This window comes from Pseudomonas sp. WJP1, assembly GCF_028471945.1.
Lineage (GTDB): Bacteria > Pseudomonadota > Gammaproteobacteria > Pseudomonadales > Pseudomonadaceae > Aquipseudomonas.
The window spans coordinates 6,934,325-6,960,334 of sequence record NZ_CP110128.1; the positions used below are offsets into that span (position 1 = coordinate 6,934,325).

Consider the following 26,010-nt stretch of genomic DNA (forward strand, 5'->3'; position numbering starts at 1 on the left):
GGCAGCGGAGCGAGAATTTGGGGGGTTGTAGGAGTGAGCTTGCTCGCGAAGGCGTCATTACATTCACCGTCAATGCTGAATGAACCATCGCTTTCGCGAGCAAGCTTCGCTCCTACAGGTCCGGGGTTTACCCCGGACCTAGGGTTTTACTTTTTTGCTACGTTGTTACCTTCCTGCAGACCCAGGTCAGCCAGTGCTTTTGCAGCAACTTTGGCTGGCAGTGGGATGTAACCGTCTTTCACCACGACTTCCTGGCCCTGTTTGGACAGAACCAGCTTCACGAACTCGGCTTCCAGCGGGGCCAGAGGCTTGTTCGGGGCTTTGTTGACGTATACGTACAGGAAGCGCGACAGCGGGTACTTGCCGTTCAGGGCGTTTTCTTCGGTGTCTTCGATGAAGTCAGTGGAGCCTTTCTTGGCCAGGGCCACCGTCTTCACGCTAGCGGTCTTGTAGCCGATGCCCGAGTAACCGATGCCGTTCAGCGAGGAGCTGATCGACTGCACGACCGAAGCCGAACCTGGTTGTTCGTTGACGTTTGGCTTGAAGTCACCTTTGCACAGGGCTTCTTCCTTGAAGTAGCCGTAGGTGCCGGATACCGAGTTACGACCGAACAGTTGCACCGGCTTGTTGGCCAGGTCGCCCGTCACGCCCAGGTCACCCCAGGTTTTAACGTCGGTTTTAGCGCCGCACAGACGAGTGGACGAGAAGATCGCATCGACCTGTTCCATGGTCAGGTGCTGGATCGGGTTGTCCTTGTGCACGAAGACGGCCAGGGCGTCCACTGCAACCGGAATAGCGGTTGGCTTGTAGCCGTACTTCTGCTCGAAGGCAGCCAGTTCGGTGTCCTTCATCTTGCGGCTCATCGGGCCCAGGTTGGAGGTGCCTTCAGTCAGCGCAGGTGGCGCAGTGGCGGAGCCAGCGGCCTGAATCTGGATGTTTACGTTCGGGTATTCTTTTTTGTAGTTCTCAGCCCAGAGGGTCATGAGGTTGGCAAGGGTATCGGAGCCGACGCTGGACAGGTTGCCCGACACACCGGTGGTCTTGGTGTAGCTCGGGATCGACGGGTCAACAGCGGCAACCGCGTTGGCAGTCGCAACGCCAGCAGCGACAAAAGTCATTGCCGCCATCAAACGCTTCAGTTTCATGCCTTACTCCTAGCAGATAGGGTGTGTTATTCGGGGCCAAGTATCAGCAGGCCGTGTGAACACTCTATGGCTGAAATATGACAATTGGATGAAAGGCCAGCATCTGGCGACAGATCGTTCCCACGCTCTGCGTGGGAATGCAGCCAGGGTCGCTCCGCGACCCTTTCAAAAGCTGGAACGCGGAGCGTCCCTTGAAGCATTCCTTTGCTGCGCGTGGGAACGATCAAAGTCGAAATTAACGACCCTTCTTCCAGAGATACGCACCCACCACAATCCCGACTCCGCACAGCACCGCCACGTAATACGCCGGCCCCATCGGGCTTTCCTTGAGCAGCAGGCTGACGACCATCGGCGTCAAACCACCGAAAATCGCGTAGGCCACGTTGTACGAGAACGACAGGCCGCTGAAACGCACCACCGGCGGGAACGCCTTGACCATCACATACGGTACCGCGCCGATGGTGCCCACCAGCAGGCCGGTCAGGGCGTACAGCGGGAACAACCAGTCGGGATGGTCGGCCAGGCTGTGATAGAAAGTCCAGGAACTGGCCAGCAACGCCGTGCAACCGACAACGAACACACGCCCCGCGCCAAAACGGTCCGCCAAGGCGCCGGCAATGATGCAGCCTATGCTCAGGAACACGATTGCCACGCTGTTGGACTGCAGCGCGGTAGTTGGCGCGAAGTGGTAGACCGTCTGCAGCACGGTCGGGGTCATCAGGATCAACACCACGATGGCGGCGGACAACAGCCAGGTCAGCAGCATCGAAATGGCAATCGCACCACGATGGTCACGCAGCACCGCGCGCAACGGCACTTCTTCGGCCAGGGCCTTGCGCTGTTGCAGCTCGGCGAACACCGGGGTTTCGTGCAGCCAACGGCGCAGGTACACCGAGAACAGGCCAAACACGCCACCAAGCAGGAAAGGAATCCGCCAGGCGTAATCCGCCACTTCAACCGGCGTGTAAACGCTGTTGATCGCCGTAGCGACCAGCGAACCCAGCAAGATCCCAGCCGTCAGGCCGCTGGTCAGGGTGCCGCAGGCATAGCCGACATGCCGCTGCGGTACGTGCTCTGAAACGAAGACCCAGGCACCCGGGACCTCACCGCCAATGGCCGCGCCCTGGATCACCCGCATCAACAGCAACAGGATCGGCGCCCACATGCCGATCTGCGCGTAGGTCGGCAACAGGCCCATGATCAGGGTCGGTACCGCCATCATGAAGATGCTCAGGGTGAACATCTTCTTGCGCCCCAGCAGGTCGCCGAAGTGCGCCATCACGATGCCGCCCAGTGGCCGCGCCAGGTAACCGGCGGCAAAGATGCCAAAGGTCTGCATCAGGCGCAGCCATTCGGGCATGTCCGCCGGGAAGAACAGCTTGCCCACCACGGTCGCAAAGAACACGAAGATGATGAAATCGTAGAATTCCAGCGCGCCGCCCAGGGCCGACAGCGATAGCGTCTTGTAATCGTTGCGGGTCAACGGACGTGCGGATTGGGAAGGCTGCGCGATACTCGAGGGCGCTGTGGTCATGGCAAGGCATCTCTTATAGTCAAATCTGCCGCCCCAACAACGCTGGCAAGGGCTCGGGCAGGACCGGCACGATAGCAAATTGTTCGAAAAAGCACATAGAGGTGCGTATTTGATGGTCAAAATGAGAACCGGATGGTCGTATCGGAGTCTACCGACCGATATACTCGCATTAAGTAATAACGTGTAAGGGTTGCTGTGCGAAAACGCCTGTCAGGTTCATAGGCGATTTCGCAGAGTTTCCCTTTAGGCGCCTGACGAAAAACGTGACGAACGCAGTATGTTCGGGGATGAATCGTTTTTCCTGAAGACGGCTATTCACTGAAATACACACGAAGAGTCACGGGTCAGAGGCACCCCCGGCATGATAGAGCTCGAACAAGAAGATCCGATCCCGCAAGGCGACCTGGCCCTGCAAATCACCGCGCTTCCTCGCGAAACCAATGGCTTTGGCGATATTTTCGGCGGCTGGCTGGTGGCGCAGATGGACTTGGCCGGTACTGCGATGGCCAGCAAGGTGGCGGGTGGTCGCGTGGCCACTGTCGCGATCGACCGCATGGCATTCCTGGTTCCGGTTGCAGTGGGTGCCCAGCTCTCCTTCTATACCCAGGCACTGGAAATCGGCCGCAGCTCGATCCAGATGATGGTCGAGGTCTGGAGCGACGACCCACTGTCCAGCGAATGGCGCAAAGTCACCGAAGCGGTGTTTGTGTTCGTCGCCATCGATGGCAGCGGCCGTACTCGTTCGGTTCCACCCAGAGCACGTTAAAACCGGGCTGCGTTAAACCCGACAAGCGTTTTGCGGTCCATTGCAGTCATTGTTACTGATCGAGAGCTGTCCCATGAGCACGCCCAACGTTGAAGCCGTCAAACTGGATGAACTGAACTGCTGGCGCATCCGCCACGGCCAGGCCGAATTGCTGGTGGCCCAGCAGGGTGCACACATCCTCAGCTATCAGTTGGCTGGCCAGCCACCGCTGATCTGGCTCAACGACGAGGCTGTCTTCAAGGCGGGCAAAAGCATCCGCGCCGGTGTGCCGGTGTGCTGGCCGTGGTTCGGTAACCTGGCGCGCAACCCGCAGAGCGTCCAGGCGATGCGCATCAGCAACGAACCCGCCGCCGCTCACGGGCTGGTGCGGGCGATCGACTGGGAATTGGGCGGCATCGAGGCCGAAGGCGAAAGCCTGAAGATCGAGTTCCTCCTGCCCTGCCCCGAAGGCGGCTTGCCAGGCTGGCCGCACAAGGTCGACCTGAAGCTGAGCATTCGCCTGGACGAGCAACTGCAGATCAACCTGACCAGTCTCAACCAGGGCACCGACACCGTCACGATCAGCCAGGCGCTGCACAGCTATTTCGCGGTCAGCGATGTGCGCCATGTGCATGTCGAAGGGCTGGACGGCCTGAGCTATATCGAGACGCTGGACGACTGGAAAACCGTGCCCCAGTCCGGTGACTTGCACTTTACCGGCGAAACCGATCGCATCTACCTCGATACGCCGCCCCGGCTCGGCATTGTCGACCCGGCCTGGGAGCGGCGCATCGAGCTGACCAGTACCGGTTCACGTTCGGCAGTGATCTGGAACCCGTGGACCGAGCGCGCCGCGGCGTTCAGCGACATGGCCGACGATGGCTGGCAGCGCATGCTGTGCATTGAAACGGCGAATGTGCTGGGTGATGTGGTGACGTTGGCACCGGGTGCCAGTCATACGCTGGGTGTGAGCATCAACAGCAAACCACTCTAAGCAACACCAGAAACCAATGTGGGAGCGAGCCTGCTCGCGATAGCGGGCTGATAGTCAACGAAGATGTTGAATGTCATGGCCTCATCGCGAGCAGGCTCGCTCCCACAGTTAGTTTGTGCAGAACCGGAATGGCGAGTTACAAATCCGACTCCTGCACCACCCGCACCTTCGCCGCATCCAGCGCATACGCCGCATCCGCCAGGTCATTGCTGACCTTCTCGATCTTCAGCGTGCCAGTCACCCACAGCGGCGTGTAGATATCAGCCAGCTTCAAGCCCTTGGGATAACGCACCAGCACCAGCTGATTGGGTGGCGGTGGCGGTACGTGGATGCAGGCCCCCGGGTATGGCACCAGGAAGAACAGTGTGCTGCGGCCCTTGGCGTCGGACTCCAGCGGTACCGGATAACCACCGATACGGATGTCCTTGTCGTTCATCGACGCTACGGTCTTGGTCGAATACATCACCGCAGGCAAACCCTTGCTCTGCTTCATGCCACCTTTTTCAGTGAAGGTGCCATTGGCTTCCGGGGAGTCGTGGTCGATTTCGGGCATGGCCTCGAGGGCTTTCTGGTCCGACTTGGGCATCAGTTCGAGCCAGTCGGTTTCCGGCAAATCGCCGGCATGGGCAAGGCCCGTACTCAGTAAAACAAGAGTCAGCAGAAGACGTCGCATGAAAATGCCCGGTAGGGTTAAGGAAATCGCCGGGCATTCTAGTCCTCCCGGGCTGCGCAGCCGAGAGGACTTTGTCGCTTGGATCAGTTCTTTTTGATCAAGCCGTAGATCACCAGCAAGATGACGGCGCCCACCAGTGCCCCGATGAAGCCTGCGCCTTCACCCGCTTGATAGAAACCCAGGGCCTGGCCGCCGTAAGTGGCTGCCAACGAACCGCCGATACCGAGCAGGATGGTCATGATCCAGCCCATGCTGTCATCGCCCGGTTTCAGGAACCGAGCCAGCAGGCCGACGATCAAGCCGATAAAGATGGTTCCGATAATTCCCATGGCATTTCCCTCTGAATGAAGTGGCTATGCGAAAGCCTAGTCAGACTTTGGCATCCTGCCATGAGAGAACGGCGGTCCCGCAATGGTTCCGCCGCTGCCAGATGAAACTATTCGGCGATAAGCGCTTCGACCTTGAGGATCTGCGCGGCCAGTGTTTCGCGGTCTGCACAACGCAGGTTGGCGTGACCGACCTTGCGGCCGACCTTGAATGCCTTGCCGTAGTGATGCAGATGGCAATCGGCGATGGCCAGGACTTTTTCAGTTTCCGGCACTTTACCGATGAAGTTCAGCATTGCGCTTTCGCCAACCTTGGCGGTCGAACCCAGCGGCAGGCCGGCAACCGCCCGCAGGTGGTTTTCGAACTGGCTGCACTCGGCGCCTTCGGTGGTCCAGTGCCCGGAGTTGTGCACACGCGGGGCGATTTCGTTGGCTTTCAGGCCGCCGTCGACTTCAAAGAACTCGAACGCCATGACGCCAACATAATTCAGCTGCTTGAGCACCCGGCTGGAGTAATCTTCGGCCAAGGCTTGCAACGGGTGATCGGTGCTGGCCACGGACAGCTTGAGGATGCCGCTGTCGTGGGTGTTGTGTACCAGCGGATAGAACCGGGTTTCGCCATCGCGAGCACGTACGGCGATCAGCGAGACTTCGCCGGTGAAAGGTACGAAACCTTCCAGCAGGCAAGCCACACTGCCCAGCTCGGCGAAAGTGCCAACCACATCTTCAGCGGTGCGCAGGACTTTCTGGCCCTTGCCGTCGTAACCCAGGGTGCGGGTTTTCAGTACGGCTGGCAGACCAATGGAGGCCACGGCAGCGTCCAGGTCAGCCTGGGACTGGATGTCGGCGAACGCCGGGGTCGGAATGCCCAGGTCCTTGAACATGCTCTTCTCGAACCAGCGATCGCGGGCGATCCGCAAGGCTTCGGCGCTCGGATAGACCGGCACGAACTGCGAGAGGAACGCCACGGTTTCCGCCGGAACGCTCTCGAACTCGAAGGTCACCAGATCGACTTCATCGGCCAGCTGACGCAGGTGATCCTGGTCGCCGTAATCGGCTCTCAGGTGTTCGCCCAACGCGGCGGCACACGCGTCCGGAGCCGGGTCGAGGAAAGCGAAGTTCATACCCAGCGGAGTGCCCGCCAGCGCCAACATGCGACCCAACTGGCCGCCACCGATTACACCGATCTTCATCGTCAACAACCTCAGGCGATGCGTGGGTCTGGATTTTCCAGGACGCTGTCTGTCTGCTCAGCACGGAAGGTTTTCAGCACCGCGTGGAACTGCGGGTGCTTGGCGCCCAGGATACTCGCCGACAGCAGGGCTGCGTTGATCGCACCGGCCTTGCCGATGGCCAGGGTGGCAACCGGAATGCCTGCTGGCATCTGCACGATCGAGAGCAGCGAATCGACACCCGAGAGCATCGCCGACTGCACCGGCACGCCCAGCACCGGCAGGTGGGTCTTGGCCGCACACATGCCAGGCAAGTGGGCCGCGCCACCGGCACCGGCGATGATCACCTCGATGCCACGCGCCTCGGCTTCTTCAGCGTACTGGAACAGCAGGTCCGGGGTACGGTGGGCAGAGACCACTTTCACCTCGTAAGGGATGCCGAGCTTTTCCAGCATATCGGCGGTGTGGCTAAGGGTGGACCAATCGGACTTGGAGCCCATGATCACGCCAACCAATGCACTCATCGTCGTGCCTCTTCTCTCTGGGCGCCCGCAGGCGCATCAAAAAACAACAAGCCACGCAGAATGCGTGGCTTGATTGTACGAATTATGGCCAGGCGAACCGGCCGAAGGCCGCGCAGTATACCTCAATGAGGCAGATAAACAGCCCCCATTGCGACCATCTGTCAAACGGCGCAAAGCACCGGTTTTATTGACCTGAAGGTCAATCCGATACACCACAAATCCCTGTGGGAGCTGGCTTGCCTGCGATGGCGTCGGCACAACACACATTTATGTTGAATTTACTGGCCCCTTCGCGGGCAAGCCCGCTCCCACAGGGATGTACGTGGTGCTCAAGAACCGGTGGTGCCCTGCGCTGCCCCGCCCTCCAGCTTGCGCCACAACAACCGCACATTCGCCTTGCGCACCAGCGCACAGCGATACAGGCGGATCTCAAGCGGCACATGCCATTGCGGACCGCCACAGACCACCAACTCACCGCGTGCCAGTTCGGCGCGCACACTCAGTTGCGGGACCCAGGCAATGCCCAGCCCTTCCAGTGCCATGCTTTTCAGGCTGTCGGCCATGGCGGTTTCATACACCGTGGTAAAGCGCAACGCGCGCTGGCGCAGCAACCCATTGACCGAACGCCCGAGAAACGCTCCCGCACTGTAGGCCAGCAACGGCACGCTAGCCTCACCCTCCAGATCGAACAGGGGCTTGCCCTGCTCATCTGCAGCGCATACCGGGAGCATTTCGGTGTGCCCAAGGTGCAGGGAAGGAAAGATCTCAGGGTCCATCTGCATGGCCGCATCCGGGTCATAGAACGCCAGCATCAAGTCACAACCGCCCTCGCGCAATGCATGCACGGCGTCGCCGACGTTGGTCGCCACCAACCGTGTAGCGATGTTCAAGCCTTCGTTGCGCAGTTGCGCGATCCAGCGCGGGAAAAACCCCAGCGCCAGTGAGTGCGCCGCCGCAACTTGCATCACCTCGCCCTGCCCACCTTCCAGATGATGCAGGTGGCGCAGCACTTCACCGAGCTGCTCGACCACGGTGCGCGCGGTAACCAGGAACAACTGGCCCGCAGCTGTCAGCTCGACCGGCGTGCGCGAGCGGTTGACCAACGTCAGCCCCAGCGCGGCTTCGAGGCTGCGGATTCGGCGGCTAAAGGCCGGTTGAGTCACGAAGCGGCGTTCCGCTGCCTGGGAGAAGCTGCGGGTGGCGGCCAGGGCACTGAAGTCCTCCAGCCATTTACTTTCCAGATTCATCACGCCCTCCCGGACACGCACCAATTTAGGTCACACGCTCGCCATCAACACGGCGTCACATGGGCATTATGCCGAATATGCATAGGCCAGTGTTTAACAGCATTGGCCCAAAATTCTCTACAAGCCTAGCATTTGCAGTGTTCCGGCACAGCCCGGGTCCATATTGAGATGATTTCTATCATGTCCTCCGCTGCATCATTCCGCACAGAAAATGACCTGCTTGGCGCTCTCGAAGTACCAGCTCAAGCGTATTACGGTATCCAGACCCTGCGAGCGGTGAATAACTTCCGCCTCTCAGGCGTTCCGATTTCGCACTACCCGAAACTGGTTGTCGGTCTGGCCATGGTCAAACAGGCCGCCGCTGACGCCAACCGCGAGTTGGGTCACCTGAGCGAAGCCAAGCACGCTGCCATCAGCGAAGCCTGTGCACGTTTGATCCGCGGCGACTTCCACGAAGAATTCGTGGTGGACATGATTCAAGGCGGCGCTGGCACTTCAACCAACATGAATGCCAACGAAGTCATCGCCAACATCGCGCTGGAGGCCATGGGTCACCAGAAAGGCGAATATCAGTACCTGCACCCGAACGACGACGTGAACATGGCGCAGTCGACCAACGACGCCTACCCGACGGCGATCCGCCTGGGTCTGTTGCTGGGTCATGACACCCTGCTCGCCAGCCTCGACAGCCTGATTCAGGCATTCGCGGCCAAGGGTGAAGAATTCAACCACGTCCTGAAGATGGGCCGTACCCAGCTGCAAGACGCCGTGCCGATGACCCTGGGTCAAGAGTTCCGCGCTTTCGCCACCACGATGGGCGAAGACCTGGCCCGCCTGAAGACGCTGGCTCCGGAACTGCTGACCGAAGTGAACCTGGGTGGCACCGCGATCGGCACCGGCATCAACGCCGATCCACGCTATCAGGCCCTGGCCGTACAGCGTCTGGCCCTGATCAGCGGTCAACCGCTGGTTCCAGCCGCCGACCTGATCGAAGCCACCTCCGACATGGGCGCCTTCGTGCTGTTCTCCGGCATGCTCAAGCGCACCGCGGTCAAGCTGTCGAAGATCTGCAACGACCTGCGCCTGCTGTCCAGCGGCCCACGCACCGGCATCAACGAAATCAACCTGCCAGCGCGTCAGCCAGGCAGCTCGATCATGCCAGGCAAGGTCAACCCGGTGATCCCGGAAGCCGTGAACCAGGTTGCGTTCCAGGTCATCGGTAACGACCTGGCGCTGACCATGGCAGCCGAAGGCGGCCAACTGCAATTGAACGTGATGGAGCCGCTGATCGCCTTCAAGATCCTCGACTCGATCCGCCTGCTGCAACGCGCCATGGACATGCTGCGCGAACACTGCATCGTCGGCATCACCGCCAACGAAGCGCGCTGCCGTGAACTGGTCGAACACTCGATCGGCCTGGTCACCGCACTGAACCCGTACATCGGCTACAAAAACGCCACCCGCATCGCCCGTATCGCCCTCGAAAGCGGCCGCGGCGTGCTGGAACTGGTGCGCGAAGAAGGTCTGCTCGACGAAGCCATGCTCGCCGACATCCTGCGCCCAGAAAACATGATTGCCCCGCGTCTGGTGCCTCTGAAGGCTTGACCAACGCTGTAGCACCGCTCACCAGGTCGAGGGACTAGACACCTCTCACCTTTTGAGGGCCTGGAGATCACTCTCCAGGCCCTTTTTTTTGACTTTTTGAAAACACCACCCGGACGCCACATTCCCCGACCTGGATCTGGGCGTACCCGCAGCGCATCATTGATCGGTTAAAGTGCGAAACCCCTTGTGGGAGCGGGCTTGCTCGCGAAGAGGGAGTGTCAGGCAACATTACATCGCCTGACACTCCCTCTTCGCGAGCAAGCCCGCTCCCACACAGGAAATCATCGTTCTCGGAGTGCCTTCATGAATTCCTCGACCTACCCTGCCGCCCAGCACGTCATGGTGCTCTACACCGGCGGTACTATCGGCATGCAGGCCAGCGCCCACGGCCTGGCGCCGGCATCCGGTTTCGAAGCGCGGATGCGTGAGTACCTGCACAGCCAGCCTGATCTCGTGGTACCGCATTGGCGCTTTCGCGAGATGTCGCCGCTGATCGACAGCGCCAACATGACCCCGGCGTATTGGCAGCAACTGCGTGAAGCGGTGGTCGATGCCGTGGACGTGCAAGGCTGCGACAGCGTGCTGATCCTGCACGGCACCGACACCCTCGCCTACAGCGCGGCCGCCATGAGCTTTCAGTTGCTTGGCCTGCAGGCCCGCGTTTGCTTTACCGGCTCGATGCTGCCGGCCGGCGTCGCCGACAGCGATGCCTGGGAAAACCTCAGCGGCGCACTGGTGGCCCTTGGCCAAGGCTTGGCACCGGGCGTTCATCTTTACTTCCACGGCGAACTGCTAGACCCGATGCGATGCGCAAAAATTCGCAGCTTCGGTCGACATCCGTTCAAGCGACTCGAGCGTCAGGGCGGCGGCGTGAAAGCGCCATCGATATCTACGCCATTGCACTACGACCAGCCCAGGCAACTGGCCAACGTCGCGGTACTGCCTTTGTTCCCCGGCATCGGCGCCGAGATTCTAGAAGGCCTGCTAGACAGCGGCATTCAAGGCCTGGTGCTGGAGTGTTATGGCAGCGGCACCGGACCGAGCGACAATCCCGAATTTCTCGCAGCGCTTTCCCGGGCACGTGACAACGGTGTGGTGGTGGTCGCGGTGACACAGTGTCATGAAGGTGGTGTGGAGCTGGATGTCTACGAGGCGGGGAGCCGGTTGCGCAGTGTTGGGGTTTTGTCTGGAGGCGGAATGACCCGGGAAGCGGCGTTCGGTAAATTGCATGGTTTGTTGGGAGCGCAGCTTGAGCCGACACAAGTCCGACAGTTGATGGAACTGGATCTTGCTGGAGAATTCAGCGCGTAGCTGAGTAAAGATCTGCGCTGATAGAAAAAACCCTCCAAAACTCATAGGAGGGTTATTCATTTATTTTTGTTTTGGGGTAAAAATTGATATCTCCCCTACTACGGGAACAAGCTCCTGATCATCCCCTACCCCAGTGAATACAGTAGCGTCAAACTTACCAGTGACCTTATTGTCATCATCTTTTTTCAAGTCAATCATTTTCCCTTGACTCAGGTCCCATAGTTTCTCTGCGGTAATGAATCTCAATAAATCCCTGGGGTTATTCAACTTAAACTCGTTAGTATTGAAAGCCTCCTCAGGAATTTTTATAAAAACATTGATGATTCCCGGACCACTATTGCTGAAACTCATGTACCACGAGTTTTGCACTGAAAACAGATCTACTGCTGCATACTCAAACGCTTTATCATTCAGCCTACCTTTCACATACCCCATGACACGCGATTTAGCATCCCCTTTGGCAGCCCTGTCATCTGCGCGCTTCTTAAAGGCATCATCAATATTTGCCTGCTTCATATCTGTACTCTCCGTGAATGACGCGAACGTCGCATATGACCGATTGCGACTCGATTCAACGGTAGTTTCAACCTAGAAAAAAATCAAAATTTAAAAGTCGAAAAAGCAAACCTTTATACCTTCAAAAATAAACATGACAAATGGCAGTTATATTTTTTAACAACTGATAAATTTGACAGTAGCCAGCTCAAATAAGACAGCATAAAATGGATAGGCAAAAGTCATGTCTTCGCCCATGTACCGTCGTTTCACGCAAACACTGCACTTAAACCCCTCTCTACTGTCAACTCTGACAGTAGACGCGCCAATTCCGAGCTTCTAAATTGATGAGTCAGAACTGGTTTCGCGAGGGACTGGTTCCATGCCCATACGCCGAGGAGCTGCACGATGGAAAGTTCCAACTACCCAAATGCTCAACCTGACCTCCCTGAAGATGTTCTCCCTGAACAAATCATCATTCTGAAAAACGCCAACACAAACTCTCTTGAGGGGCTTTTCCATGTTCGGTTCAAGAACGAAGCGTACGAGAAAAAGGTAGTGATCAGAAGATTTGAACAACTGGTAGTACTCTTCGACGTGCCCGCCGACATCAAGGAGGGTACGTACTCCGTTAGCGGTGGCTTCCCAGGCGCGATCCCCACCATTCCAGAATATCGGGATTTCGGCACAGTCACCTTCGAGTTGCGGGACAAATAAACATGAGGGGCGCAGTCACAATCACTGCGTACGTGTCGGCGTCGCTGGCGCACACGTCCAAGACTGAACGCGCGCGCCCTTCAAAACCCCAAAAGTTTCAAAATTCAGCCCTTGATGAACAGCCGCCAACAATCGAGCTTACATTTTCAATTAAAACACCCCACACAAAAAAAACTGGAGTTAGATATATTGCTCGCGCAGGACGCGATTAATCTAATTACAGGAGTTACACATCATGAGCATTAAAACCAAAGACTGGACCGCACAAATCGACCGAATGCCGGGAGCAGCCTCCTTCCGCACCTTTGGCACGGTAACGGTTGCTCACACGGGCATTACGCCAAAGCTGGTCATGAGTGCACTGCAAGACAAATCCTTTGATTTGCGCCTGGAATTGCAACTGGAAAATTCCAACGACATGTCGCTGCAGGTCGTAACAGACAAGTTTGTCGAGTACAAAAAAATGGGCAACTCGAATGTCACCGGCGTCAGCATCTTCTACGAAGGCAAATTGCTGCATCATATCGATAAAGTACAGATTACCCACTAAGCGCCGCATTTATTCCGCGCTGTAGAACTTCCCGCCAGAAACACACCAGGTACCTGGCGGGAAACCTCGTCGCTCACGTTACGCATTGCGCTTGTAGCAAACCCGCCAGGGCCTCAGCCTCAACCGGCCGACTGATCAGATAGCCCTGCACTTCGTCACAACGCTCAGCTTTCAAAAACTCAAGCTGCTCCGGCCGCTCAACGCCTTCGGCCACCACTTTCAATTTCAAGCCGTGGGCCATCGCAATGATCGCCCGGGTGATCGCCGCGTCTTCCGTACCCTCTCCCAGGCCCCGGATAAACGCCTGATCGATCTTCACGTAATCCACCGGGATGCGCTTGAGGTAGCTCAGGGACGAATACCCCGTGCCGAAATCGTCGATCGCAAGCTTCACCCCCAACTCACGCAGTTGCTGGAACGTCGCGATAATGTGCTCGACGCTGTCGAGTAACTGACTTTCAGTCAATTCCAACTCCAGGTAGTGCGGCGCCAGCCCTGTTTCTTCCAGCACCTGGCGCACCAGGCTGACCAGCTTGCCCTGGCGCAATTGATGCACCGACAGATTGACCGACACCCGGATCGCCTCGAGTCCCAGGCGCTGCCACTCGCAGGCTTGCCAGCAGGCCTGGCGCAAGACGAACTCGCCGATCGGGCCGATCAACCCGGTCTCCTCCGCCAGACCGATGAAATCCCCCGGCGGCACACGCCCCATGGTCGGGTGGTCCCAGCGCACCAAGGCCTCGGCGGCATTGAGCTTGCCCGTGGCGAGGCACAGTTTCGGTTGGTAAAACACTTTCAGCTGCTTCTCTTCGACCGCTTTACGCAGATGATTTTCCAGCTGCAGGCGTTCCAGGGTGCTGGCTTGCAGGCTATCGGTGTAGAACTGGAAATTGTTACCACCCAAATGCTTGGCGTGCTGCATGGCCATGTTTGACTGACTGACCAATGCGGATATTTCCCGGGCGTTATCCGGCAACAGGCTGATGCCCATGGATGCACTAACCACCAGCTCATGACCCTCAACGGTCAGCGGTAACCGCAATTTGGCCGACAAGCGAGTCGCCACCCGCGCCAGACTGGAGAGGTTGCCGTAGGCATTGAACAGCACGGCGAATTCATCGCCGGACAAGCGTGCGATGGTGTCTGCCTCAGGCAATGCGTTGACCAGCCGTCGGGCCATTTTCTGCAACAGCTGATCGGCTACCTCGTGACCCAGGCTGTCGTTGAGCTGCTTGAAGCGATCCAGATTGATGTGCAACAACGCCAGGCTGCGATACCCGCCCTGACGCACACGCTGATGCGCCTCGCTCAGCCGTTCGCGGAACATCGAGCGATTGGCCAGGCCCGTGAGTTCGTCATGATGGGTCAGGTAGCGCATGCGCTCTTCGGATTCTCGCCGTGCCGAGAGATCCGCGAAGAAGCCCACGATATGACTAACATTTCCCCGGGAATCGCGTACGGCGGTCAATTGCAGCCATTGCGGGTACATCTCGCCATTTTTGCGAGTCTCCACCAGCTCACCCTGCCAACTGCCGTGCTGCTCCAGCGCCAGATGGATCGCGCCGTAATGCCGGCGAGCATCACGACTGCAGGGCAAATCGACCACTTTACGCCCGAGAATTTCCTCGATTTCATAACCGGTCACCCGGCTGAAGGCTTGATTGACCGCGATCAGGGCGTAATTCGGATCGAAAATCACGATACCTTCGCTGGCCGCCTCGAACACCGTCGCCGCCAACTGCAGTTGTTCTTCCTGGGCCTTGCCGACGCTGATATCGCGCCGCGTGCCCACCATGCGAATCACCCGGCCGTTCTCGGCGCGCTCCACCGCCCGTCCGCGGTCCTCGATCCACACCCAGTGGCCATCGCCATGCCGCACGCGGTACTCGATCTGGTAATCCTCGGTGCGGCCTTTCAAATGCTCGACCAACGCCCTTTTCAGTGCAGGAAGATCGTCGGGATGCAGGCGCGGTTTAAGGTGGCGCAGTAATGCCGTTACCTGTTCCGGCGCCAGGCCAAACAGTTCCTGGATATGCGTGTGATGGACTTCGTCGGTTTGCAGGTTCCAGTCCCACAGCCCCAGCTCGCTGGCCTTCAATGCCAGCGCCAGGCGCGCCTCACTCTGGCTCAGCGCCTGGCTGGCCGCCTCCAGCTCCAGACTGCGCTGGGCGACACGGTTTTCCAGGTCGACCTGGATTTCGCGCAATTCGTCTTCGGCGCGTCGACGCTGATCGATTTCCCTGGCCAGCTTCTGATTGAGCTGGTCGCTGCAGTTCTGCGCCTGCTGCAGATTCTCGATCAGCGCCTGATTCTGGAAGCGTCGCAACAGGCCGCGATCGATCAACCGATTCACCTGCCAGGCGACCACACTCAGCGCACCCAGCAGAATCAGGCCGAACCAGCCCCAACCGTGCTCGTCCCCGCCCCAGAACATATAGGCAATGGCCGGCAACAGGCAGGGCAAGGTGAAGGACAGGAACGCCGGCAAACTCACCGCGTAGGCCACGCTGGCCGACAGCGCCGCGGCACCAATCAGGCCGAACACCCACGCTTGCTGAATGAAGTTATCGGCGGGAACCAGGGCAATGCCGGCACCGGCCAGGGTCAGGCCGGTGAGACCGGATCCCAGTAAAAACATGCGGCGCCAGATCGGATGCGCCTGGCGGTTGGGGATCGCCGAATCGAAGGCCGCCACCTGGATCACCCGCAATGCGACCAGCGACAGCAACCACACCAGCCAGACACTGACCAGGAAATAACGCTGCGGACTCCAGAGCAATCCGGCGCACACCAGGCCATTGATCAACATGAACAGCGTGGGCAGCAAGGAACCCTGATACAGCAGACGCGTGCGTTCGACCGCCATTTCCATGGCGAATTGTTTACGGATCACCCGGGGCTCCACAGTAGGGCCCGACAGGTCGATGCTGAGGGTCATAGGCAGTGTTCTTGTTCTTATAATGATGAGCATGTGCCCGAAACGTGGACGGAGCATACACAAGCCAATGCCCGGACCAAACTGCTCCTGATCAAAAAACAGACCAAAGTATCAGCCGTCAGCAGTGGCAAAATGCCGTCAGACGGGGCCGGCAAACGATTGCAACCGATGACTGACCGGTCGTCCCGTGCGTAACTTTCATCGGCTAAAACGAAGCGGGGTTTGCCCGTGGTGACGCAGCCCCCTAGAATGCCCTGATGCGCGATGATCTCTCCCTTCTGCTGAACTCCCTCAACGATGCCCAACGCCAGGCCGTAGCTGCCCCCGTGGGTCGTCAGTTGGTCCTGGCCGGTGCTGGTTCCGGTAAAACCCGAGTGCTGGTGCACCGTATCGCCTGGTTGATCCAGGTCGAAAACGCCTCGCCCCACTCCATCCTGTCGGTGACCTTCACCAATAAGGCCGCTGCCGAGATGCGACAGCGCATCGAGCAGTTGATGGGTATCAACCCGGCCGGCATGTGGGTCGGCACCTTCCACGGCCTGGCGCACCGCTTGCTGCGGGCGCACTGGCAGGAAGCGGGCTTGAGCCAGACCTTCCAGATTCTTGACAGCGACGACCAGCAACGCCTGGTCAAGCGGGTGATCCGCGAGCTCGGCCTGGACGAACAGCGCTGGCCCGCCCGCCAGGCCCAATGGTTCATCAACGGGCAGAAAGACGAAGGCCTGCGCCCGCAACACATCCAGGCCAGCGGCGACCTGTTCCTGGCGACCATGCGCGGCATCTATGAAGCCTACGAGGCCGCCTGCCTGCGCGCCGGCGTGATCGACTTCTCCGAATTGCTGCTGCGCGCGCTTGACCTGTGGCGCGATCACCCCGGCCTGCTGGCGCACTATCAGAAGCGCTTCCGGCACATCCTGGTGGACGAGTTCCAGGACACCAACGCCGTGCAGTACGCCTGGTTGCGCCTGCTGGCCAAAGGTGGCGACAGCCTGATGGTGGTCGGCGACGACGACCAGTCGATCTATGGCTGGCGTGGCGCGAAAATCGAGAACATCTACCAGTATTCCGAAGACTTCCCGGACGCCGAAACCATTCGCCTGGAGCAGAACTATCGCTCCACCGCCGGCATCCTCAAGGCTGCCAACGCCCTGATCGCCAACAACACCGGGCGTTTGGGCAAGGAGCTGTGGACCGATGGCGGCGACGGCGAAGCGATCAACCTGTACGCCGCGTTCAATGAACACGATGAAGCTCGCTACGTTGTCGAAACTATCGAAAGTGCGCTGAAAACCGGCTTGGCTCGCAGCGATATCGCGATTCTGTACCGCTCCAACGCCCAATCGCGCGTGTTGGAAGAAGCCTTGCTGCGCGAGCGCATTCCGTACCGCATCTATGGCGGCCAGCGCTTCTTCGAACGTGCAGAAATCAAGAACGCCATGGCCTACCTGCGCTTGCTCGAAGGCCGTGGCAACGATGCCGCGCTGGAAAGGGTGATCAACGTGCCGGCCCGGGGCATCGGCGAGAAAACCGTCGAAGCGATCCGCGACCACGCCCGCCACAGCGATGTGTCGATGTGGGAAGCGATGCGTCTACTGGTGGCCAATAAAGGCGTTACCGGCCGGGCAGCCAGCGCGCTGGGCGCATTTATCGAGTTGATCGAGAACCTCGCCGCCAAGTGCATGGAAATGCCGTTGCACCTCATGACCCAGACCGTCATCGAACAGTCGGGGCTGATCGCCTATCACGAAGCGGAAAAAGGCGAGAAGGGCCAGGCCCGGGTAGAAAACCTTGAGGAACTGGTCAGCGCGGCGCGCAACTTCGAAAACAGCGAAGAGGACGAGGACCTGACGCCACTGGCGGCCTTCCTCGGTCACGCCTCGCTGGAAGCCGGCGATACCCAGGCCGACGAACACGAAGACAGCATTCAATTGATGACCCTGCACAGCGCCAAGGGCCTGGAATTCCCCTATGTATTCCTTGTGGGCATGGAAGAAGGCCTGTTCCCGCACAAGATGAGCCTGGAAGAGCCCGGCCGCCTTGAGGAAGAGCGTCGCCTGGCCTATGTCGGCATCACTCGGGCCATGCAAAACCTGGTGATGACCTATGCTGAAACCCGACGCCTGTACGGCAGCGAGACCTACAACAAGGTTTCGCGATTCGTACGCGAAGTGCCCAAGGGCCTGATTCAGGAAGTGCGGCTGTCCAACAGCGTCAGCCGGCCGTACGGCGGCAACCAGTCGATGAGTGGCAGCAACCTGTTCAGCGGCAGCGAGATTCCGCAGACCGGCTTTAGCCTGGGCCAGACTGTACGCCACTCGATCTTCGGTGACGGCGTGATCCTCAACTTCGAAGGCGCCGGGGCGGCGGCTCGGGTGCAGGTGAACTTCAGCGAAGGCAGCAAGTGGCTGATGCTGGGTTACGCCAAGCTGGAAGCGATCTAAAGACCGCCAGCGGACCAATGTGGGAGCGGCGGTGCGACGATTCGACTTGCTCGCGAATGCGGTGGATCAGCCACTATCAATGTCGACTGACCTGACGCTTTCGCGAGCAAGCCCGCTCCCACAGGGTTATGCATCGTCTGAACTGAAAGGAAACGACTCATGGGCTCAGGCTTCTTTTCTTCCTGGACATTCTGGGCCCTTCTATCCGCAGTCTTCGCGGCAATGACCGCCATTTTCGCGAAGATCGGCATCGAAAACGTCAATCCAGACTTCGCCACCCTGTTACGCACCGTGGTGGTACTGGTCAGCCTGGCCTTGATTTTGTACGCCACGGGCCAATATCAGTCTTTAGGATCGATCTCTTCCAAGAGCTACCTGTTCCTGCTGTTGTCGGGACTTGCCACCGGTGCGTCGTGGATTTGCTACTTCCGCGCACTCAAGGTCGGCCCGGCCTCACTGGTCGCTCCCGTGGACAAACTCAGCGTGGTGCTGGTGGCCGTGCTCGGTGTGGTCCTGCTGGGCGAAAAGCTCGATCTGCGCCAATGGAGTGGGATTGGCCTGATCACGGCGGGCGTCATCATGCTCGCGCTGCGACGCTAGATATCCTTTCCTACAGAACTTATCCACTTTTCCTACAGACCAAAGTTAACAAGCCCTATTGCGCTGACTGAAGCTGAATGCAACCTGTCAGGCAAAAGCTCGAAACACTCTGCCGCTAGCCAGTAACACTTCAGCTGTGCAACATGGCGCGCGTGCCTTCCACAAATGGGAATTCCCTTTATGAAACGTTTTCTTAGCATCGCCATGGCGTTGTGCATCGGCTTGACGATGAGCCTCGACGCCAATGCCGCCAAGCGCTTTGGTGGTGGCAAAAGCGCAGGCGCTGCGCCGACACACCAGACCAGCCAGATGGCTCCTTCTTCTCCAGGCATGGGCGGCGCTGCAGCGACTGCTGGTGCAGCCGGTGCCGCTGGCGCCGCAGCCAAGGCCGGTGGCGCTTCGCGCTGGCTCGGCCCTCTGGCCGGTATCGCCGCCGGTGGCCTGCTGGCCTCCATGTTCATGGGCGACGGTTTCCAGGGCATGCAGATCTTCGACATCCTGATCATGGCGGTCATCGCGTTCCTGGTCTTCCGCTTCATCGCCGCTCGTCGTCGCAAGCAGCAGCCGCAAATGGCTCCGGCAGGCTACGCGCCGATGCAGCGTGAAGCGTTCGAGCCCAAGCCTGCTGGCGGTTCGATCTTCGGCGGAGCGGCAGCACCGGTCGCCGCTCGTCCGGTAATCAACGCTCCAGCCTGGTTCAACGAACACAACTTCATCGAAGCCGCGCGCAATCACTTCCAGTCCCTGCAGCAACACTGGGACGCGAACGAAATGGACAAGATCGCCGAGTTCGTGACCCCGCAAATGCTGGAATTCCTCAAGCGCGAGCGTGCTGACCTGGGTGACGGCTTCCAGTCCACCTACATTGATAACCTCAATGTGCAACTGGACGGTGTGGATGATCGCGCCGACAAGACCATCGCCACCCTCACCTTCAGCGGCGTGTCGAAAACCTCGCGTTTCGACCAGGGTGAAGTGTTCAGCGAAAGCTGGAACATGGAACGTGCACAGGGCGAAAACCAGCCTTGGCTGGTGGCCGGTATCCGCCAGAACGGCTGATTCCCCTCCGCGCTTCACTTGATGTAATAAAAACCCCAGCCTCGGCTGGGGTTTTCTATTTCGCGGTTGCATCTATAGCGAGCTACTGTATAAACCGCCCCATATAAACCGCGCCATACAAGCAAGAGGATCCCGGACGTGGAAGAAATCATCGAACAACTGCGTGAAGCCAACGAACCGGTACCGGTCCCCTTGGAGTTGCCCGACGAAGATCTGCTGGTCGAAATCGAAGAACAACTGTTCATCGACATTCCGTTCGTCTTCAGAGAATTCCTGCTGACCGTCAGCGACGTGGTCTATGGCAGCCTGGAGCCGGTCACCGTCACTGACCCGCAATCCCACACCTACCTGCCGGACGTTGCCGCCAATGCCTGGGATGCAGGCGTCGATCGCAGCCTGATCCCGATCTGCCAGGACGGCGACGACTACTACTGCGTCGAAGAAGACGGCACCGTGGTGCTTTGGCAGGCCGAAGAAGAACTGATCGCCGAAGAAACCTGGGAATCGGTATGGCACTGGGCGCGGGACGTCTGGCTGGAAAGCTGAGCCGTTTGACGCCCCTCACATGATCAATGCCCCGGCGAATCCTTGTGGTTTTCCAGGGTATCGAGCAAGGCCACCTGCATCCGTGTGTGCACTCGGATGAACCAGCGCCAGAGCAACGCCGCCACGGCGGCCGCAACCACGGCGATCAGGACCAGCAACTTGTTGGTCGGCAGAATACTGGCCGACAAGGCTGCCAGCAGCAGGAAAATCACCAGCAGCGAGAGGATCGGGATCACTTCGGAGATCACCCGGCGCACTCGCTGCGTGTGACGGCCCGCCATCTCCGGTTTGACGCCCATTTCCGCCAGCAACATCGACAGCGCCTTGAGCTTGCGATACGCGGCAATCAGGAAGGGCAGCGACAGCAGCAGCGCCCCGCCCCAGATCAACGCTTTCTGCCAGCTCGGGTCACTGATCCAGTCTTGCAGGTAAGTAGACATGCCTTCGGCGAAGTAAGCACCCGCGAAGAAGATCGCAATCACCAACGCCAGATTGACCCCCACCTGCAGCAAAATCCGCCGAATCATCGAAGCCAGCAACGCACCCTCGCCCTGCGGCTGGATGCTGCGCAGCCATTCGCCATACATCCCCAACACCCGAGCCAACCGTTGCGGCATCACCGCCGCCAGTTTGATTGACAGCGGGTCGGCTGCGCGGATCAGATAGGGCGTCATCAGCGTGGTAAGCACCGAGACCGCCACGGCCACCGGGTAAAGGAAGTTACTGGTGACCTGCAGGGTCATGCCCAGCGACGCAATGATGAAAGAGAATTCGCCAATCTGCGACAGCCCCATCCCGACCCGCAGTGAGGTACGTCCGTCGTTGCCGGCGATAAAGGCGCCAAGGCCGCACGACAGCATCTTGCCGAGCACCACCGCCACGGTGATCACCGCAATTGGCCAGGCGTATTGCAGCAGTATCATGGGATCGAGCATCAGGCCGATGGCGACGAAAAAAATCGCACTGAACAGGTCGCGAACCGGTTCGATCAGGCGTTCGATTTTCAGCAACTGCCGCGACTCCGCCATGATCGCGCCAATCAGGAACGCACCGAGCACCATGCTGTACTCAAGCTTGACCACCAGCAGGCAGAAGCCAAAACACAGGCCCAGCACAGTGATCAGCAGCATTTCGTTGCTTTCGAACTTGGCCACGTAGGCCAGCAAGCGCGGCACCAGCAAGATGCCAATGACCAGCGCGACAATCATGAACAGCGAAAGCTTGCCGACGGTGGAGAACACCTCGCTCGAACTGACCGTGCCGCTGACCGCGATACTCGACAGCAAGGCGATGATGCCGATACCCAGGATGTCTTCGACGATCAGTACGCCGAATATCAACTGCGCAAAGCGCTGGTTTTTCATCTTCAGGTCATTGAGTGCCTTGACGATGATGGTGGTCGAGGAAATGGCCAGGATCGCCCCGAGGAATAGCGAATCCATGGTGTTCCAATCGAACCAGCGGCCGATTTCGTAGCCGATCCAGATCATCAGCACGATTTCCAGGAACGCCGCGATAAACGCCGTGGCGCCGACCTTGAACAGCTTGCGCAGGCTGAACTCCAGGCCCAGGCAGAACATCAGGAAAATCACCCCCAGCTCCGCCAGGGTCTTGATGGTCCCTTCGTCGTGGATCAGGCTGAACGGCGGAGTGTGCGGGCCAATAATGAAGCCGGCCACAATGTAGCCCAGCACCACCGGTTGCTTGAACCGGTGGAAAAGCACGGTCACCACGCCCGCGACCAACATGATCACTGCCAGATCCTGAATAAAACTGATGGCATGCATGGCGTGGAGCTCCTTGGGTGCAATGGCTTGATCACCGGACGCGGGAAGTCTCCGATTTGAGCAGTGTAAAAATCTGCTTCTCGTGTAGGACTATTCCCTGGGTCTGGGCTTTTGCAGGGTAACACCGCGACTTCCGGCGCAAAGGCGGTGCAATATATGGAAACAGATCGATTGGGCGTGACGGCGGTCGTCCGCGTGGCGTCCCGATATCTGTTGGTTTGAAAAAACCGCTGAAGCGCCCGCAGAGGTGCGTCCCTCAAACCTTGCCTTGACCCGTGAGATCGCTATGGAACCCGGAAACGCCCAGCTGTCGATGACAGTATTGATGACCCCCGACATGGCCAATTTCTCTGGCAATGTTCATGGCGGCACCCTGCTCAAGTACCTCGACGAAGTAGCCTATGCCTGCGCCAGCCGCTATGCCGGCCGCTACGTGGTGACCCTGTCGGTAGACCAGGTGATTTTCCGCGAGCCGATCCATGTCGGTGAGCTGGTGACCTTCCTGGCATCGGTCAATTACACCGGCAACACCTCCATGGAGGTGGGCATCAAGGTGGTGACCGAGAATATCCGTGAGCGCTCGGTACGCCATACCAACAGCTGCTTCTTCACCATGGTCGCCGTGGATGACCAGCGCAAGCCCGCGCCGGTGCCGCCGCTGCAACCTGAAAACAGTGAAGACAAGCGCCGCTATATGCAGGCGCAGCAACGCCGCCAGATTCGTCAGGAGCTGGAAAAGCGTTATCAGGAAATCAAGGGCGACGCTTAAAGCAATGGATCGCAGCCTTTTGTAGGCGCTGCCGAAGGCTGCGATCTTTTAGCCGTAACCGCATTACAAACTGATAGGGGTTGCCTCGAACCGCACCCGCGGATGGGCGATCCGGTCCTGAGCTCGAACCAGCTCCATCTCGTAACTGGCGCAGGCCTGGGTTTCCAGCAACACCTCATGCACCGCCGATGCTGCGAATTCGAAAGCCGCCACCAGGCTGTCGCCCAGCAGGACGCGCGCCAGGAACAACCCCGACGTCAGGTCGCCAACACCCACCGGCTGACGCGGAAACGCCAGCAGCGGACGCTGCAGATGCCAGCTGCCTTCGGCTGTCACCAGCAACATCTCGAAGACATCCGCCTTTTTTCCAGGGTAATCCAGGTGCTTGACCAGCACCGCCTTCGGCCCACGTGCCAACAGCGCACGCGCCATCGCCAGGCAATCGAACAGCGACTGCGGCTTGCGTCCCGAGAAGCTGTCGAGCTCCAGTTGATTGGGGCACATGAAGTCGGCCACGCTGGCGGCCTCCTCCAGCAGGAAATCGCTGACTTCCGCCGGTACGCTGCAGCCCTTCTCCGGATGGCCCATCACCGGGTCACACAGGTACAGCGCCTTGGGATTGATTGATTTGATCTTTGCCACGCCCGTCAGTATCGCCCTGCCCTGGGCTGCACTGCCGAGGTAACCGGACAGTACCGCATCGCAATTGCCCAGCTCGCCAATGGCCGCGATACCTTCGACCAGATCGGGAATCTGGTGCGGCGCCAGTACGTCACCCGCCCATTGGCCATACTGGGTGTGATTGGAGAACTGCACGGTGTTGAGCGGCCAGACATTCACCCCGACCCGCTGCATCGGGAAAACCGCGGCACTGTTGCCGGCGTGACCGAACACCACGTGGGACTGGATAGCGAGCAGATGGGGTGTACGTTTCATGCGGTGAGTTATCCGTAAAACGATTGAAATTCGAGCCACGCAGTATGCGACTAAACGCAGCCTGTACGACAGACCGGCGACACAGTTAAGCTGACACTATCTTGTTGGAGCGCCCTGTTGATGCTGACCCTCGGAAATATTCTAGTACTGATGCTTTTCGCTACCGCGGGTGCGTGGCTATGGCACAACCACGGCTTGCGCGAACACGCACTGGAGCGGGTCAAGCAGCATTGCGCCAAGCTCGGCATCGAGTTGCTGGATGGCAACGTGGCATTGAAAAAAATCGCCTTCATCAAGGATGCCAATGGCCGGCGACGATTGGCTCGTGTGTATAACTTCGAATTCACCGTAACCGGCGAAACCCGCCACAACGGTACCATCACACAATTCGGCCCCCACAGCGCACAGATCGAACTGGCGCCTTATCCCGTGCCATTCGACGACACCCCCACGGTGGCCGACGTGGTCAAGCCGCGTGCCGAGGTGATCGAATTGAGCCAGTGGCGGCAGGAACATACCAAGTGGCGGCCATGAGTCGTTTGGTCTTCACTCCAACCGACAGCCGTCCAGACCTTTCTTCAGCCCCTCGACATCCTGCGACTCACTAAAAATGAGCTCAATCCGCGAATCTTGCCGCCATTCGCTGCTTTTCCATTCCAGCACCGCGTTATCCAGCGCATTCGCCGACACCCAGCCCTCGGTGCCGTGGATAACCAACTTGGCCCGCCGCCATTCAAGGCCTGCGAGCCACCGAGCGATCCTGTCGGTGTCAAAGGTCTGGCCTGGATGCCAGCGCCAACCAATGCTCCAGCCACCCTCCTGCGTCTGGCTCAAGCAAATCGGCAGCGTAGGATCGGTCCAGATCGCCGGCAACTGCGCCAGCCCCTTGGGCGCCACGAAGTTATCCACACCCGCCACCGCCTGAGCGTCCAGGCCAGGCAACTGGCTCAATGGCAAGGCCGCGTGGTGCGCCCAGTACAACGGGCGTACCGGCAACTGCACGACGAGGCGTTGGCGAGCGGTTTCATCAAGGTGCTCCGACTTGTTCATCAGCAACAGGCCGGCACTCTCCAGGGCCTCCTGTTGCGCCGGCGGTAGCGGCTTGCCAGCGGCAAGCGCCTGGGCGTCCAGAACCAGAACGCAGGGTTGGACACTCAGGACACCTTGCCACGGTGTTTCACCCAACTGCCGGAGCAACTGCGCCGGATGCCCCAGCCCGGACGGCTCGATGAACAGTCGATCCGGCCGCGCCTTGCGCAGCAAACGCCCGAGGCCGATCTGAAACGGCGCACCGTTGACGCAACACAAACAGCCTCCGGCCACTTCACCCAGTGCGATACCATCGGCGTCACGGGTCAGCAACGCGGCATCGATACCGATCTGCCCGAATTCATTGATCAACACCGCCCAGCGCTCGCCAGCGGGACGTTGCGCCAGCAGGTGCCTGATCAGGCTGGTCTTGCCAGCCCCCAATGGCCCGGCGATGACATGGGTGGGTATGTTCTGCAACATGATCGAAGATGTCTTGGGAGGTAAGGATGCGGTGGATAGGCATGTCGTTGCTGCTGGCGCTCAATAGCGGCGAGGCGCTGGCGCAGGCTTGTGTGGTCCACAGCCAGGCGGAACGGCTCGACGTGAAAGTCTGCCAGCAAAACCGCAACATTCCGCAAAAACTCTTTGCCGAAGGCTTCTGCCAGCCCAGCCTTGCCGGGCAGAAAGTCGAGGTGCAGTACGTCGACCAATGCCCTGGTGGGGCGTTCGGTGTGTGCAGCAACGCCCAAGTCGCCAATATGCCTTACCGGCAGGATATTCACTATTACGGCGTCGCCACGGATGCGGCGTATTTGCAGCCGTTTTGCGAAGCCCAGAGCCAGGGGACCTGGCTCAAGCCTTGAG

Annotated in this window: 25 protein-coding genes; 13 read left to right on the forward strand and 12 right to left on the reverse strand. The window is 59.2% G+C overall.

Annotated features, from left to right (window positions below; translation table 11 throughout):
• Window positions 1–146: 146 nt before the first annotated feature.
• Together OH720_RS31345 and OH720_RS31350 are read right to left on the reverse strand one after the other, a co-directional pair.
• Window positions 147–1,145, reverse strand: a complete 999-nt coding sequence (locus tag OH720_RS31345; protein WP_272604058.1) for a phosphate ABC transporter substrate-binding protein PstS — start codon at window positions 1,143–1,145, stop codon at window positions 147–149.
• Between the two features lie 235 nt (window positions 1,146–1,380).
• The gene (locus OH720_RS31350; protein WP_272604059.1) at window positions 1,381–2,679 is read right to left on the reverse strand and encodes an MFS transporter; all 1,299 of its coding nucleotides are present in this window, start codon (window positions 2,677–2,679) and stop codon (window positions 1,381–1,383) included.
• A gap of 361 nt (window positions 2,680–3,040) precedes the next feature.
• Here OH720_RS31350 and OH720_RS31355 point away from each other — a divergent pair, with 361 nt between their 5' ends.
• Together OH720_RS31355 and OH720_RS31360 are read left to right on the forward strand one after the other, a co-directional pair.
• On the forward strand, window positions 3,041–3,445 hold the full coding sequence (locus tag OH720_RS31355; RefSeq protein ID WP_007896491.1) for an acyl-CoA thioesterase: 405 nt from the start codon (window positions 3,041–3,043) through the stop codon (window positions 3,443–3,445).
• A 73-nt stretch (window positions 3,446–3,518) separates the two neighbouring features.
• On the forward strand, window positions 3,519–4,418 hold the full coding sequence (locus OH720_RS31360) for a D-hexose-6-phosphate mutarotase (RefSeq protein ID WP_272604060.1): 900 nt from the start codon (window positions 3,519–3,521) through the stop codon (window positions 4,416–4,418).
• A 136-nt stretch (window positions 4,419–4,554) separates the two neighbouring features.
• On the opposite strand, the gene OH720_RS31365 is transcribed toward OH720_RS31360, so the two are convergent.
• The 5 genes from OH720_RS31365 to OH720_RS31385 form a co-directional block, all read right to left on the reverse strand.
• Window positions 4,555–5,091 carry a DUF3299 domain-containing protein gene (locus tag OH720_RS31365; RefSeq protein ID WP_272604061.1) on the reverse strand — a complete coding sequence of 179 codons (537 nt, stop codon included), beginning with the start codon at window positions 5,089–5,091 and terminating at the stop codon, window positions 4,555–4,557.
• Window positions 5,092–5,174: 83 nt separating this feature from the next.
• Window positions 5,175–5,420, reverse strand: a complete 246-nt coding sequence (locus OH720_RS31370) for a GlsB/YeaQ/YmgE family stress response membrane protein (protein WP_008064532.1) — start codon at window positions 5,418–5,420, stop codon at window positions 5,175–5,177.
• Between the two features lie 107 nt (window positions 5,421–5,527).
• Entirely contained in the window at window positions 5,528–6,610 is a 1,083-nt protein-coding gene (locus OH720_RS31375; RefSeq protein ID WP_059403824.1) for a 5-(carboxyamino)imidazole ribonucleotide synthase, read from the reverse strand.
• 11 nt (window positions 6,611–6,621) lie between these two features.
• Window positions 6,622–7,113: a 5-(carboxyamino)imidazole ribonucleotide mutase gene (purE, locus tag OH720_RS31380; RefSeq protein ID WP_007971731.1), complete on the reverse strand. Its 492-nt coding sequence runs from the start codon at window positions 7,111–7,113 to the stop codon at window positions 6,622–6,624.
• Between the two features lie 329 nt (window positions 7,114–7,442).
• Window positions 7,443–8,360, reverse strand: a complete 918-nt coding sequence (locus OH720_RS31385; protein WP_272604062.1) for a LysR substrate-binding domain-containing protein — start codon at window positions 8,358–8,360, stop codon at window positions 7,443–7,445.
• Window positions 8,361–8,540: 180 nt separating this feature from the next.
• Between OH720_RS31385 and aspA the strand changes: the two genes are divergently transcribed.
• Both aspA and OH720_RS31395 read left to right on the forward strand, forming a co-directional pair.
• Complete coding sequence (aspA, locus tag OH720_RS31390) at window positions 8,541–9,965, forward strand: aspartate ammonia-lyase (RefSeq protein WP_008064537.1); 1,425 nt, start codon at window positions 8,541–8,543, stop codon at window positions 9,963–9,965.
• A 303-nt stretch (window positions 9,966–10,268) separates the two neighbouring features.
• A complete protein-coding gene (locus OH720_RS31395) occupies window positions 10,269–11,276 on the forward strand; it encodes an asparaginase (RefSeq protein ID WP_272604063.1) in 1,008 nt (335 codons plus the stop codon).
• 60 nt (window positions 11,277–11,336) lie between these two features.
• Here the strand turns inward: OH720_RS31395 and OH720_RS31400 are convergent, their stop codons facing one another.
• Window positions 11,337–11,792 carry a hypothetical protein gene (locus OH720_RS31400; RefSeq protein WP_272604064.1) on the reverse strand — a complete coding sequence of 152 codons (456 nt, stop codon included), beginning with the start codon at window positions 11,790–11,792 and terminating at the stop codon, window positions 11,337–11,339.
• 387 nt (window positions 11,793–12,179) lie between these two features.
• Between OH720_RS31400 and OH720_RS31405 the strand changes: the two genes are divergently transcribed.
• Both OH720_RS31405 and OH720_RS31410 read left to right on the forward strand, forming a co-directional pair.
• Entirely contained in the window at window positions 12,180–12,488 is a 309-nt protein-coding gene (locus tag OH720_RS31405; protein ID WP_272604065.1) for a hypothetical protein, read from the forward strand.
• A 235-nt stretch (window positions 12,489–12,723) separates the two neighbouring features.
• Window positions 12,724–13,038, forward strand: coding sequence for a hypothetical protein (locus tag OH720_RS31410; protein WP_272604066.1), 315 nt, complete (start codon window positions 12,724–12,726; stop codon window positions 13,036–13,038).
• A gap of 73 nt (window positions 13,039–13,111) precedes the next feature.
• Here OH720_RS31410 and OH720_RS31415 read toward each other — a convergent pair whose 3' ends face one another.
• Complete coding sequence (locus OH720_RS31415; RefSeq protein ID WP_272604067.1) at window positions 13,112–15,976, reverse strand: EAL domain-containing protein; 2,865 nt, start codon at window positions 15,974–15,976, stop codon at window positions 13,112–13,114.
• Window positions 15,977–16,233: 257 nt separating this feature from the next.
• Here OH720_RS31415 and uvrD point away from each other — a divergent pair, with 257 nt between their 5' ends.
• The 4 genes from uvrD to OH720_RS31435 all read left to right on the forward strand — a co-directional run bounded on the left by uvrD (window position 16,234) and on the right by OH720_RS31435 (window position 20,622).
• Entirely contained in the window at window positions 16,234–18,417 is a 2,184-nt protein-coding gene (gene uvrD / locus OH720_RS31420; RefSeq protein WP_008064545.1) for a DNA helicase II, read from the forward strand.
• A 159-nt stretch (window positions 18,418–18,576) separates the two neighbouring features.
• Window positions 18,577–19,017: an EamA family transporter gene (locus OH720_RS31425; protein ID WP_272604068.1), complete on the forward strand. Its 441-nt coding sequence runs from the start codon at window positions 18,577–18,579 to the stop codon at window positions 19,015–19,017.
• A gap of 180 nt (window positions 19,018–19,197) precedes the next feature.
• Window positions 19,198–20,076, forward strand: a complete 879-nt coding sequence (locus tag OH720_RS31430) for a Tim44 domain-containing protein (protein WP_180202111.1) — start codon at window positions 19,198–19,200, stop codon at window positions 20,074–20,076.
• A gap of 138 nt (window positions 20,077–20,214) precedes the next feature.
• A complete protein-coding gene (locus OH720_RS31435; protein WP_003187120.1) occupies window positions 20,215–20,622 on the forward strand; it encodes an SMI1/KNR4 family protein in 408 nt (135 codons plus the stop codon).
• A 23-nt stretch (window positions 20,623–20,645) separates the two neighbouring features.
• On the opposite strand, the gene OH720_RS31440 is transcribed toward OH720_RS31435, so the two are convergent.
• Window positions 20,646–22,409 carry a cation:proton antiporter gene (locus OH720_RS31440; protein ID WP_272604069.1) on the reverse strand — a complete coding sequence of 588 codons (1,764 nt, stop codon included), beginning with the start codon at window positions 22,407–22,409 and terminating at the stop codon, window positions 20,646–20,648.
• 286 nt (window positions 22,410–22,695) lie between these two features.
• Between OH720_RS31440 and OH720_RS31445 the strand changes: the two genes are divergently transcribed.
• Window positions 22,696–23,178, forward strand: a complete 483-nt coding sequence (locus OH720_RS31445; protein ID WP_008064551.1) for an acyl-CoA thioesterase — start codon at window positions 22,696–22,698, stop codon at window positions 23,176–23,178.
• 63 nt (window positions 23,179–23,241) lie between these two features.
• Here OH720_RS31445 and pdxY read toward each other — a convergent pair whose 3' ends face one another.
• Entirely contained in the window at window positions 23,242–24,114 is an 873-nt protein-coding gene (gene pdxY, locus OH720_RS31450; RefSeq protein ID WP_008064552.1) for a pyridoxal kinase PdxY, read from the reverse strand.
• Between the two features lie 120 nt (window positions 24,115–24,234).
• Here pdxY and OH720_RS31455 point away from each other — a divergent pair, with 120 nt between their 5' ends.
• Window positions 24,235–24,648 (forward strand): DUF3301 domain-containing protein, encoded by a 414-nt coding sequence (locus OH720_RS31455; RefSeq protein WP_008064553.1) that lies wholly within the window; start codon window positions 24,235–24,237, stop codon window positions 24,646–24,648.
• Between the two features lie 12 nt (window positions 24,649–24,660).
• Here the strand turns inward: OH720_RS31455 and OH720_RS31460 are convergent, their stop codons facing one another.
• Complete coding sequence (locus OH720_RS31460; RefSeq protein WP_272604070.1) at window positions 24,661–25,626, reverse strand: CobW family GTP-binding protein; 966 nt, start codon at window positions 25,624–25,626, stop codon at window positions 24,661–24,663.
• A 26-nt stretch (window positions 25,627–25,652) separates the two neighbouring features.
• On the opposite strand from OH720_RS31460, the gene OH720_RS31465 reads away from it, so the two are divergent.
• A complete protein-coding gene (locus OH720_RS31465) occupies window positions 25,653–26,009 on the forward strand; it encodes a hypothetical protein (RefSeq protein ID WP_008064555.1) in 357 nt (118 codons plus the stop codon).
• Window position 26,010 lies beyond the last annotated feature (1 nt).